11 protein-coding genes are annotated in these 12,156 nt (G+C 59.3%); 3 read left to right on the top strand and 8 right to left on the bottom strand.

What is annotated here, in order from left to right:
* The 3 genes from FGU64_RS15390 to FGU64_RS15380 are packed head-to-tail and all read right to left on the bottom strand — an operon-like array spanning position 1 to position 2,255.
* Entirely contained in the window at positions 1-681 is a 681-nt protein-coding gene (locus FGU64_RS15390; RefSeq protein WP_139953987.1) for an amino acid ABC transporter permease, read from the bottom strand.
* 3 nt (positions 682-684) lie between these two features.
* Complete coding sequence (locus tag FGU64_RS15385; RefSeq protein ID WP_139953986.1) at positions 685-1,350, bottom strand: amino acid ABC transporter permease; 666 nt, start codon at positions 1,348-1,350, stop codon at positions 685-687.
* A gap of 50 nt (positions 1,351-1,400) precedes the next feature.
* Positions 1,401-2,255: a transporter substrate-binding domain-containing protein gene (locus tag FGU64_RS15380; protein ID WP_246671360.1), complete on the bottom strand. Its 855-nt coding sequence runs from the start codon at positions 2,253-2,255 to the stop codon at positions 1,401-1,403.
* 460 nt (positions 2,256-2,715) lie between these two features.
* Between FGU64_RS15380 and FGU64_RS15375 the strand changes: the two genes are divergently transcribed.
* Positions 2,716-3,519 (top strand): amino acid ABC transporter ATP-binding protein, encoded by an 804-nt coding sequence (locus FGU64_RS15375; RefSeq protein ID WP_139953984.1) that lies wholly within the window; start codon positions 2,716-2,718, stop codon positions 3,517-3,519.
* Between the two features lie 173 nt (positions 3,520-3,692).
* Here FGU64_RS15375 and FGU64_RS15370 read toward each other — a convergent pair whose 3' ends face one another.
* The 4 genes from FGU64_RS15370 to FGU64_RS15355 all read right to left on the bottom strand — a co-directional run bounded on the left by FGU64_RS15370 (position 3,693) and on the right by FGU64_RS15355 (position 7,896).
* Positions 3,693-4,766: a substrate-binding domain-containing protein gene (locus FGU64_RS15370; protein WP_210239032.1), complete on the bottom strand. Its 1,074-nt coding sequence runs from the start codon at positions 4,764-4,766 to the stop codon at positions 3,693-3,695.
* Positions 4,767-5,072: 306 nt separating this feature from the next.
* Positions 5,073-5,942, bottom strand: coding sequence for a dihydrodipicolinate synthase family protein (locus tag FGU64_RS15365; protein ID WP_139953982.1), 870 nt, complete (start codon positions 5,940-5,942; stop codon positions 5,073-5,075).
* Between the two features lie 114 nt (positions 5,943-6,056).
* A complete protein-coding gene (locus tag FGU64_RS15360; protein WP_139953981.1) occupies positions 6,057-7,091 on the bottom strand; it encodes a proline racemase family protein in 1,035 nt (344 codons plus the stop codon).
* A gap of 64 nt (positions 7,092-7,155) precedes the next feature.
* Complete coding sequence (locus FGU64_RS15355) at positions 7,156-7,896, bottom strand: SDR family oxidoreductase (RefSeq protein ID WP_139953980.1); 741 nt, start codon at positions 7,894-7,896, stop codon at positions 7,156-7,158.
* A gap of 542 nt (positions 7,897-8,438) precedes the next feature.
* Between FGU64_RS15355 and FGU64_RS15350 the strand changes: the two genes are divergently transcribed.
* The gene (locus tag FGU64_RS15350; RefSeq protein WP_139953979.1) at positions 8,439-9,932 is read left to right on the top strand and encodes an aldehyde dehydrogenase; all 1,494 of its coding nucleotides are present in this window, start codon (positions 8,439-8,441) and stop codon (positions 9,930-9,932) included.
* A gap of 54 nt (positions 9,933-9,986) precedes the next feature.
* On the opposite strand, the gene FGU64_RS15345 is transcribed toward FGU64_RS15350, so the two are convergent.
* The gene (locus tag FGU64_RS15345) at positions 9,987-10,661 is read right to left on the bottom strand and encodes an HAD hydrolase-like protein (protein ID WP_139953978.1); all 675 of its coding nucleotides are present in this window, start codon (positions 10,659-10,661) and stop codon (positions 9,987-9,989) included.
* Positions 10,662-10,825: 164 nt separating this feature from the next.
* On the opposite strand from FGU64_RS15345, the gene FGU64_RS15340 reads away from it, so the two are divergent.
* Positions 10,826-12,136: a D-serine ammonia-lyase gene (locus FGU64_RS15340; RefSeq protein ID WP_139953977.1), complete on the top strand. Its 1,311-nt coding sequence runs from the start codon at positions 10,826-10,828 to the stop codon at positions 12,134-12,136.
* Positions 12,137-12,156: the final 20 nt, after the last annotated feature.

Here is a 12,156-nt window from a genome sequence, read left to right as displayed (position 1 = left end):
TCAACCCTGGTTCGTTCTGCGCCGGCGGTAGTGCTTCTCGATCCTGAGAGCGATGTGGCTGAGGGGGATGAGGATCAAGCTGTAGATGACTGCGACGGCGGAATAGGCCTCGATAGGTCGGAACTCCTGCGTCGCCAGAACTTGCGCATGATAGACGAGGTCGCCATAGGCGATCATGGAGGAGATCGCCGTCAGCTTGACGATGTCGATAGCCTGGTTGGTGAAGGCGGGAATCATGTGCCGCAACGCCTGCGGGAGAATCACGAGACGCATCCTGCGAAAGTAGTTGAGGCCCAGCGCGGTCGCCGCTTCGCTTTGTCCGCGCGGAATCGCCTCGATGCCGGCCCGGACGATTTCAGCGACATAGGCAGCGGTCGCGAGGGAGAAGGCGATGAGTGCCGCCACGAATGGAGACAGCTGAATGCCCAATAGAATTGGAAGCGCGTAGTAGAACCAAAGCAGTTGAACGACGGCCGGCGTGTTCCTGAAAATGTTCACGTAGCCTGCGGTGAGGATACGCACGACACGAAACCGGCTGACCCGGCACAGGCCGATCGGCAGGCCGATGATGCCACCCAGCACGAGCGCGCCAATGGCCAGTTGCAGCGCGCCGAGAAGACCTGCAAGCAGGTAGCTGCCGTTGGTGAAAACAAAGCCGAAGCTCCAGGTGTAGGAGGTCATCCCTCAACGCTCCACGATGGCCAGCTTGCGCTCCATAAAGCCCGACAGCCAGCTCATCAGGGTGATGATCACGAAATAGATGATCCCGATGACGGTGAAGACTTCGAGCGGCCGGAACGTCGCCGATGAAACCCGCATGGCCTGATAGGTCAGTTCGCCATAGGCGATGGCTGCGGCGAAGGACGTGTTCTTGATCGTATCGACGACGAAATTCATGAACACCGGCAGGACACGGCGGATCGCCTGCGGCAAAATGATGAGCCGCAGCGTCATGCCGAAACGCAGGCCCAGAGCGCGCGCGGCCTGCCACTGGCCGGCCTGGATGGATTCGATGCCGGCCCGGAATATTTCGGCGAGATAAGCCCCGCCCTGTAAGGCGATCGCAATCGTGGCGGCCTGGAACGCGTTGACCTGTAAATTGAAAAGCAGGGGAAACGCGAAATAGAACCAGATGATCAGGACAAACAGCGCCGACGTGCGGAAGAAATCTATGATCGCGTAGGCGAACCAACGCAGGGGCGCCCACGGCGACATACGCGCCATCGCGAGCACCAGTCCGAGCGGCACCGCGAAGGCGAGCGCACTGGCCGTGAGCAACAATGTGGCCAGTGCGCCCTGAAGGAAAAGGTCGTCGCTGCGCAGTACGACTGCAAAATCCCATTGGTACATCGGAGACGTTCCCAGCGTACTATGATGAAGCGACCGACAAAGGGGAGCTGCTAGCTCCAGCTCTCACGCATGATCGACGTGGCCGTGTGCGGATCGATCCCCCGGAACGACAGGAATTGCTCGAACGCCTGCTGGACGGCCCCGGAGTAATACATGTAGGCGATCGAGGTGGTGAGGAACGACTTGAACCGATCGTTGGCGTCATAGCGGAAGCCGGCGGAGGCCGGATAGGGATAGGCCGGCTTCGGAACGACGACCTTGCCCATCTGCAATTTCGCGCGCGCCAGATCGGCCTCCGGACCCACGAGGCAGACGCCGTCGACGCGGCCGGACTGGAATGCCGCCAGAGCTTCGGGCGCACCCTGCAACCTGGAGAATGTCGCATTGGGACTGGCCGAGGATACGAACTGGTCCTGCGCACTGCCAAGCACAACGGCAACGCGGAACTTGGGGTCGTCGAACTCCTTCCAGGTCGTCGCCGTCACGTCGTCGCGCGTCAGTATGACATTCGGGAACCATGCGACGGCAATCGGCAGAAAATCGATCGCGAGGGCGCGGGTGGGTGTCCCGTCGAGCATAAGCATGAAGTCGAACTGGTTTGCCTGAAGAGCGGCCGTCGCGGTACCGAAAGTCGTTTCCACGATTTCCAGCGAGACACCGAGCGCATCGGCCAACTGCTTGCCGAGAACCGGGCCGACGCCACGCCAGACCGACCCGTTGGATTCGATGGCGCCAGGCGCATTGCTGCCGCTCACATCCTTGAAATACCAAGGCTCGGTGTTGGCGGCCCCCAGCCGAAGTTTCTTGGTCCGCATGACGAGTTCCCAAGTGTCTTCGACCTGCTCTTGCGCCTGGGCCGCACTCGCACCCAACATGCCGCCCGCCACGCCGACCATCGGCAGCATCGCAAGCAATGAACGTCTTGATTCATCCATGATACTTCCTCCCTTTGAAATGATTGCCGTCAATGTCCGGCCAGCCCCGAACCGGCAAGCCGGCCTTAGCCGCGAAGCGCTCACGATCTTCCATCGCACTCAGCGAGACCGAGGTGAGCGCCGGTTCCTTCCCTTTATGTAAAGGATTACATTTACAGAACCCATTGTCAACGCGAATTTGCCGCCACCCGGCGAGAGTGAACCCGGACGGGCCACGAACCGGGATGGCACGCTGACGTGCCTTGCTTGCCGGTCCTGCAGAGGGAGACGGGAGGGAGCCGAGTGAAAGGCGCAAGGGATTCGCGATCCGGGAGATTTTGCCTGAGAGGAGTATGCGCTTGACTCTGGTTATATAAGACGTGAAAACGTTTTCAGTTACTCGAACGAACGCAACCGCACCGATCCAGTCGACCATAGAAGGGATTTCCACATGGCCACGGAAAACGCAGTCGGCGCCGAAGAGATCAAGGCCGATACGAAGAAGATGCACGTCTCCGACACCGAGGTCGCCATCGAGATCGTCGGCATGCACAAATGGTACGGCGAATTCCATGTGCTGAAGGACATCGACCTGAAGGTGATGCGCGGCGAGCGCATCGTCATCTGCGGGCCGTCCGGTTCGGGCAAGTCGACGATGATCCGCTGCATCAACCGGCTGGAAGAGCACCAGAAAGGCAAGATCGTCGTCGAGGGCAAGGAACTCACCAACGACCTGAAGAAGATCGACGAGGTACGCCGCGAGGTCGGCATGGTGTTCCAGCACTTCAACCTGTTCCCGCACCTGACCATCCTGGAGAACTGCACGCTGGCGCCGATCTGGGTGCGCAAGATCCCGAAGAAGCAGGCCGAAGAGACAGCCATGCACTTCCTCAAGCGCGTCAAGATCCCGGAACAGGCGAACAAGTATCCCGGCCAGCTTTCGGGCGGCCAGCAGCAGCGCGTGGCGATCGCCCGCTCGCTGTGCATGAACCCGCGCATCATGCTGTTCGACGAGCCGACCTCGGCGCTCGATCCGGAAATGATCAAGGAAGTGCTGGAGACGATGGTGGGCCTTGCCGAGGAAGGCATGACCATGCTGTGCGTGACCCACGAGATGGGCTTCGCCCGCAAGGTCGCCAACCGCGTCATCTTCATGGATGCCGGCCAGATCGTCGAGCAGAACACGCCGGCCGAGTTCTTCGATCATCCGTGCCACGAGCGCACGAAGCTGTTCCTCAGCCAGATCCTGCACTGAACTGCCGGCCGCTTGTGGTGGCGTTCAGCAATGCCCATGCGAAAAGGCCCGGCAGCGTCCGGGCCTTTTTCCTGATCCTCGATCCTCCTCCGCTGCGTTTCAGTCGGGCAACCGCCAGCCGTAGAGCCAGTCGAGATCGGCCGCGAGGGTGGGGCGCTTCGTGCCTCGGGACGCTATTGAATGATCTTGTGCGTGCGGGGTGGGCAGGCGGATTTCCTGACGATCAGTTGGGAGTCCAATTTGACCGCATGCGGAGTATCTTCGGTCGTCAGCGCAGCGAAGAGCATATCGGCGCCGACGGAACCCATTTCCCTGGCCGGTACCGCGATGGTCGTCAGCGGGGGATCAAGATAGGCGTCATAGTCGGAATCGTCGAAGCCGGTGATCGAAATGTCCTCCGGAACGCGAAGTCCCAGGCGCCTGCATTCGCTCAGCGCGCCGAAGGCAGCCACATCGCTGGTGCAGACGACTGCGGTTGTTTCAGGATATTCCTTCAGGATCACCCGCACGGAATCGGCGCCGGCGCGGATCTCGTGAGGCCTGACCAGAATCCGGTCGGCTCCCGAAAGATTTCTGGCTTTGATAAAGTCCTTATAGCCGGCAATTCGCGCCGTTTGACGGTCGTTCCCGGATGAAGAGGCGGCAATCAGGGCAAAATTGGTGTGCCCAAGATCTGCAAGATAACTCAATATACTGAATGACGCGCCGTAGTTGTCGAATCCGATAGATGGAACGATCTCATCCGGGAGATAGGAATAGGTCGTGATCGTGGGGATATGCGTATCCTTGAGAAACTGCCTCAGAGCGGGATCTTCAATCGCACCGACGAGAAGAAGCGCTTCCGCTCCGCGATCCACAAGCATCTTCACTCTTTCAAATATATTCTTGTTATCAAATCCTGTCGTAAGAACGATAGTCATGTAGCCGTTTTGCGAAAACCTGTCCTGGAAGCTGTTTATCATCTTGGCGAAGATGGCATAATCGAGCGTCGGGATCGCTGTCCCGACGATATGCGTTTTGCGCGAACGTAGGGCCTTTGCGGAAGGATTGGCCGTATATCCCAACCGCTGCGCTTCCGCGATAACCCGTATCCGAACATCGTCGCGCACCCGATTTGGAAGATTGAACGCGCGCGACACTGTCGCAACCGACACATTTGCCGCCTTGGCAACGTCAAATACGCTTACCCGCTTCGTATCACTGGATTTCCTGCTCTTGTTTGCAGCCATGGATTTCCAACCAGTCACCGCCCCTCCGGCAAGGGGTCATATTAAATTGGGGTACGCTCGGCAGATGGAAAAAATCAATCCGAGAGGGAATATTATCCAATCCAAAACATCGGTTTGCCTAACAGGAAACACAATACGCCTTTCCAAGGACGCCTGGTCAAGCAGAACTGGTGGATCGACACCCAACTGAAGGAAAGAGATTAAGATAATAGCTTATCATGTAACAGCGAAGTTTCCAACCAAGCTTCCGATTAAGAGATTCCTCAAATCTAATAAAGAAAATCCTGCGACCAGTTGTTATTCGAACTGGTCGCAGGAGATTTCTTATCCGGCAGCGGCTACTGCTTTTTCGACAAGCTTCAGTTGATCGGGGGTCAAAGGCGGAACCGGCATGCGGCACTCGCCAACGGGACGTCCGGTCATGTTGCTGGCGGCCTTGGCTACGGGATTGAACGGCAATGTCCAAAGCAGATTGCTAATGGGGACAAGGCGTCTCCAGAGGGGGGCGGCCTCTGTGATCTTGTTTGCCCGGACGAGGTCGTAAATCTGTACGAGCTGGGCGGGTACGGCGTTGCCCGAACCGGTGAATACGCCTGGAGCGCCGGCCAACAGACTATAGAAATTGAGGAAATCGCAGCCGTTGAAGACTTTGGCACCCTGGGCGGCAAGCTGCTCGATCCGCTGCATATTGGCGGTGCTGTCCTTGATGTATTCAACCCCGTCAATCTTCGACAGCCGGCTATAGACGTCAGGCGTAATGTCGAACTGTGTATAAACGGGAATGTTGTAGACCATCAGCGGGATGTTTGCGGCGCGCGCAATCTGTTCGTAATGCCAAGCGACGCCGTCCTCGCCGGGGCCTTCGAAATAGGGCGGCAGAACCAGTGCAGCGTCCGCCCCCACGCCCGCGGCGTGCTTGGTATTCTCGATGGCGTCTTCGGTGCGTATGGCGGAGGTCTGGACGATCAGCTTGCCCTTGCCATCAATCCGCTTGGATGCGAGTTCGGCCAGGCGACGCTTTTCCGCCTCGGACAGGAACGGAAATTCACCGGTACCACCGTTCACGGCGATAATGTGAATGCCCTTCTCCAGCAGGGAATCGACGTTGGCTTCAAAAGCCTTCTCGTCCAGCGACGCTCCATTGTCTTTGAACGGCGTGCAAATTGGCACGCAAATACCGGTTAGTCCGCTCATCTCAATCTCCTTTGTTCATGGATGAAACACGTATCGCCCGGGGCGACGAACGCTGCCGTCGCAGGTGAGAGAAATTCCAAGTGAAAAGACGATCCAGCCGCCGGAAGAGCGCGTTCACTCCCGCGCAGGCCACGCGTCGGGCAGGTTGAAGCCGGTCGGGTAGGGATCCGAAGCGTCCAGCACATACTGGTGGAAAGCCGTGATCCAGGCCGATCCCGTGATGGTCGGCACTATCCCCGGTCGGGATCCGACATCAACAGTCTCGACGATACGGCCGGTGAACTCGCTGCCGATGATCGATTCATGGACAAAGCTCTCACCGACCTCGATCTGGCCTCGGGCATGCATAACCGCGAGTCGCGCGCTCGTACCCGTTCCGCAAGGGGAGCGGTCGATCCTGCCCGGCGAGACGATGACCGTATTGCGTGAGCGCTTGCCCTTTTCGGTGGCCCTCAGCGGCCCGGCGAACAGGGTCTGGTTGATCGTGTGGATCTCGGGGTTTTCGGGATGGACGGCCGGGCATTGTTCGGCCGCCGCCTTCTTGATGCGCTCGCCGACCTCAACGAGCGTCCTGGCTTCATCGGGAACGAGCTTGAAGCCGAGTTCCGTGGCATCGACGAGAGCATAGATCATGCCGCCATACGCGACATCGACCTTGATCCTGCCGAGGCGCGGGACTTCAACTTCCTGATCCAGCGCCATGACGAAGGCAGGGACATTGCGGAACGTGACGTCCCTGCACTTTCCGTCGCCGCAGGTGGCGGTGATGCCGATCAAGCCGGCAGGGGCCTCCAGGTTGAACTCGGTGACGGGTTCGACCATCGGCACCATGCCTGTTTCCAGCAATGCCGTCACCGTGCAGATCGTGTTGGAACCGGACATGGGTACGTAGAATTCCGATTCCATGATGACGAAGCCGGCGACGGCATCGGGATGGGACGATGGCAGGACAAGATTGACGCACTGGGTGATGCGTCCGCGCGGCTCGTTCAGCAGAAACTGGCGCAGTTCGTCCGCATTGTTCTGAAGATGCAGCATCTTGTCGAACACGGTCTCGCCAGGGACATCGAGAACGCCGCCCGTGATGACCTCGTTCAGTTCGCCGCCGACATGCACGCCGACGACATTCACCATTTTCTGGAAGCGCATAGTCCCGTCTTTCAATCCAACGTGGTTGCCTGGTTCCGCTGAGAGGTTTCGGCGGCACCCGCCCTCATATGAGGCCGCCATTCACATGTATGATCTGTCCGGTGACGTAGGATGCCTCCCTCGACGCCAGAAAAGCGATGACGGCCCCGACTTCTTCAGGGGTGCCGATCCGTCCGGCAGGAATAACCGCCGCATATCGCCGCCACTCCTCATCCGTCAGGAATTGCTCGCCATGATCTTTTCGGATCAGGCCCGGCACGACGGCGTTGACGGTCACGCCACTTCGCGCCAACTGCACGGCAAGAGAGCGGACCGTCGTCTCAAGCGCCGATTTGGCAGCGGCACTTACCGGAAAGACAGGGTAATCCATCCGAAAAACATGCGCGTTGTTGGTGCTGACGGCGACGATGCGCCCGTTTCCGGAGGTTACAAGATGCGGTGTTGCCGCCGCGGCGAGATCGAAGAAGCTGAAAGTAATGGCGTTGAAGGCGGCGACCACAACATCGCGCTCGACTTCCCCGATCTGCGCGAGGACGGGAAAGCCCGCCGCGTGAATGAGCGTGTCGACGCTGCCGAATTCGTCGACCGTCCGGGCAACCAGATCGATGCCAGCTCTCGTCTCCGCCAGATCGCGGATGACGGTGACCACGTCCGCTCCGCGCGCGCGTAGCTGCCGAGCCGTCGTTTCGGCCCCGTCCCGGTTGGCGCGAGCATGCACAACCACCTTGTCGCCAGCCTGTACCATCCTGTGAAGCGCGGCGGCGCCGATGCCAGAAGCCGATCCGGTTGCCAAAATGATCGCCATGTCCTGCTGATCCAGTTTAATCCCGATCGGCCTCAACGACCGATGCCGGATGGCTTCGTCTTCCTGGCGTCGGCTTGCCTGGTCTTCCGCACCGCCGGCCACCCGACAAGAGCGCGACAGTCATCTCGTAATTTACATAACAGCGTTGATGTAAACCTTTTCATAAATAATGTTGGCTGTCAACCGATCCCGACACCGGGAATGCGATCGGATAAATGCCGCTCCGGGCATTTCGGAACATCCCAACAGGGTCGCCCACCAACAATGATATGGCCTAGCAGAAGCTTTACCGGCCGATCGAACGCCTGAAGAGCGAACGCCTTCCTCTGGCCAGAAGGAACTTGACAAATCTCGGTGCGTGCAGATAATTTGAAAACGTTTACAGAATTACTCGTACCGGCATGATGGGAAGCGGGAAATCACCCGCCCTGAACGAAGTCGGCACGTTGCCCCGACGCCAGCCAAAAAGTACGGCACGAAGGATGTCTGGCTGAGGTGGGCAAGCACTCGAACCATCGTCTTACCCCGAACCGGAGTATTCCATGAACGCGCACCCAGACTTCCACGGCAAAGCCAAGGACCTGAAGTTCGAAACCCGGGCTTTCATCAACGGCAAGTACGTCGAGGCCAGATCGGGTGAGACTTTCGAGACGCGTAATCCTGCGACCGGAAAGCTGCTCGCCAATGTCTCGGCCGGCGATGCCGCCGACGTCGACGATGCCGTGAAGGCCGCGCGTACGACGTTCGAGGCCGGTTCGTGGTCGAAGATGGCGCCCCGCGACCGCAAGAAGGCGCTTCTGCGCTTCGCCGATCTTATCGAGAAGAACAGTGCGGAACTGGCCCTGATCGAAACCCTCGATTGCGGTAAGCCGATCAACGACTCAATGACAGTCGACCTGCCGGATACCGTCGAGACACTTCGCTGGCACGCCGAAGCAACCGATAAAATCTATGACCAGATGTCGTCCGCGCCCAACGACGTCGTCTCGATGATCGTACGCGAGCCGATTGGCGTCGTGGGTGGTGTCATTCCCTGGAACTTCCCGCTTTTCGTCGCGATGTGGAAGCTGGCACCCGCGCTGGCGGGCGGCAATTCGATCATCCTGAAGCCTGCCGAACAGACCTCGCTTTCCCTCCTGCGCCTGGCTGCGCTCGCCTCGGAAGCAGGTATTCCCGACGGCGTGGTCAACGTCGTTCCGGGGATGGGACCGACGGCCGGACGCGCGATCGGCCTGCACAGGGACATCGACTGTGTTTCCTTCACCGGGTCCGGCGAGGTCGGCCGCTACTTCCTGAAATATTCGGCCGAGTCCAATATGAAGAGAATCATCCTCGAATGCGGCGGCAAAAGCCCCTCCATCGTAATGGATGACATCAAGGATCTCACGCCGGTCCTGGAAAACGTGGCCTCGGCCATTCTCTTCTGCCAGGGCGAAAATTGCTCGGCGGGGTCGCGTCTCGTCGTCCATGAAGGCATCAAGGACAGGCTGCTCGAGGAGCTGAAGCCGGTGTTCGAAAGCTGGACGGTCGGCGATCCCCTCAACACGGCGACGCGGATCGGCTCGATGATCGAGAAGGAGCATCTCGACAAGGTTCTGTCCTATATCGAACTCGGCCGGAAGGAAGGCGCCAAGGTGGCACTGGGCGGCAACCAGGTCCTTGCCGAAACGGGCGGCAGCTTCGTGGAACCTACCATTTTCGACGATGTGTCCAACCGCATGAGGATCGCCCGCGAGGAGATATTCGGGCCTGTCCTGTCCGTCATCACGGTCAAGGATGAGGAAGAGGCGCTGAAAGTCGCCAACGACACCAATTACGGCCTCGCCGCCTCCCTCTATACCGACGATCTCAACAGAGCGCACAGAATGGCCAAGTCGATCCGGGCCGGCACAGTTTCCGTCAATTGTTACTCCGAAGGCGATTTCGCCGTGCCGTTCGGCGGCTACAAGGAATCGGGTTTCGGCGGCAAGGACAAGGGCCTGGCAGCGCATGACCAGTATACAGAAACCAAGGCGATCTGGATTCAGCTCCGCTAGAGCCGACGCCTGTATCGTTCGCCAAGGCGCGCATTGCGACGCGCGCCTTGCGCGCTAGCGCCTCGACGTGTCGCGTGAAAGCAGGAGACCGGCGAGCCCGACAAGATCGGGCAGAGCCGCCACATCGGAAGGAAACCGGCTCGCGCCGCCGCGAGGCACAATGGCGACGAAGGGCATACCGAGGTGAAACGCAGCTTCATATTCGGTCGGCGAATCGCCGATCGCAACGGTCCTGCCCGCGTCGAAGCCATTGGCGTCGAGAATGTTCCGAAATGCCTGCGGCTTGGTGGCGGGGGCGCCGTATATGCCCTTGAAAAAACGGGCAAGCCGGCGCGCCTCGACGATGGGAATCAATTCGTCATGAGGCGTGCCCGACACCAGATAGAGCGGAATGTGGGCGTGAAGCGTCTCAAGTGCCTCCGGCGCTCCGTCGACGAAGGGGCATCCGACCACCGCGTCATAGACGATCGACGTGAACTTGCGCGAAAGGGCCTCGATCGCTTCGGGCGTGGGATCACGGCCGAAAAATTCGCGTTCGAAATGCTTGAACTTTTCTCGGCGGCTCACCCCGCCATGGGCATGCTGATATTCGATGATCGCCCGAACCAGTTCGGGGTTCTCGTTCCGGTAGATGGTGGCGAACGCTTCCGCCTTGATTTCCACGGACTGAACGATGACCCCGTCGAAGTCGAAGATAACCGCATCCGGTGAAGAAGAAAGAAGTGACATGGATATCGGGATTCTCTGTTTGCTGCCTGGTTACAGGCCGGTCGACAAGACGATAACCGGCGCTGCTGGTCGATCTGATTTGCGGTCGAGGTAATCGATTACACCAACAAAGCGAGTTTCGCTTGGGCTTTTTGTCACAAGGTTTGAATAGGGATCGACGGACGATGCTGACAGACGTTTCCGATAATGGAAGAAATGAGGAAATCGACGCGGCCGTTCGCGACGGCAGGCCGACGTTCCTGCCCAACCTGCGTTTGTCGACGACGACCGACGTGCTGCCTACTCTCGCCGTGCGACGAAACGATCTGGATGCTGCCGCGGACAGGCTGGCAGGCTGGGCGCCTGCGCTGGCGATCCTGTTTCCAGAGCTGGAATCGTCAGCCGGGGTCATAGAGTCCCCACTCGTGCCATTGCCGTCCGCGTCGTCGTTCTTTGAAGCCGACCTGCCCGGCAACGCCTTTATAAAGGCCGACCATGCCCTGCCGATAGCGGGATCGATCAAGGCGCGCGGCGGAATCTACGAAGTGTTGGCCTATGCCGAAAAGGTCGGTCTCGCCGGCGGCCTGATTCGGCCCGGCGACGACCTTAGGGCTCTGACGACTCGTAAGGCGCGTGCGCATTTCGCCAATTTCCATGTCGGTGTCGGAAGCACCGGAAATCTGGGCTTGAGCATCGGCGTCATGGCCTCGGCGCTCGGATTCAAGACGACTGTACACATGTCGAACGACGCCAAGGAATGGAAAAAGACGCGCTTGCGCAACCGTGGCGTCGAGGTGGTGGAGCATCTTGGCGACTATGCCAAGGCCGTCGCGGCCGGTCGGGATCAGATGTCCGGAGACCCACGTGCGCATTTTGTCGATGACGAGAATTCGCTCGATCTTTTCCTCGGCTATGCGGTCGCGGCTTTGCGTCTGAAGAACCAGTTCGACGATCTGGAGATAGCGATCGATGTACAGCGTCCCTTGTTCGTCTATCTGCCGTGTGGAGTCGGGGGGGCACCTGGCGGGATCACCTGGGGCCTGAAGCAGGTCTATGGTGATGCGGTGCATTGCTTCTTTGCGGAACCCGCTGCTTCGCCGGCATTCATGGTACGGATGCTGTCGAGCGAGCCGCGATCCGTTTACGACTACGGCCTCGACAACAGGACAGAGGCCGACGGACTAGCTGTGGCACAGGCATCCGAACTGGTGTTCGGGTTGGTCGAGCGTCTTATCAGCGGCGTTTTTACGGTCGCCGATGACGAACTCTTCAGAATGCTGGTACGACTGGAGCGCGCGACGGGTTTGCGCATCGAGCCCTCGGCGGCAGCCGGGTTGCTCGGACCGGCGCGGATTCTGGGCGGAATAAAATATTACGGCGAGCACGAGATCTCGCCTGCCTCGGCTACGCATCTGTTCTGGACAACAGGCGGTTCATTCGTACCGGAGGAAGAATATATCCGCTTCCATGAGCGCGGTGCCGCTTTGCTCCCGTAATTGTCGACATAGATCTGCCA

It is taken from the genome of Mesorhizobium sp. 8 (assembly GCF_006351905.1).
In the GTDB taxonomy this organism is placed as follows: domain Bacteria; phylum Pseudomonadota; class Alphaproteobacteria; order Rhizobiales; family Rhizobiaceae; genus Mesorhizobium; species Mesorhizobium composti.
Note: the sequence above shows the minus strand (reverse complement) of the source record. Positions and strands in the feature narration are given on the sequence as shown.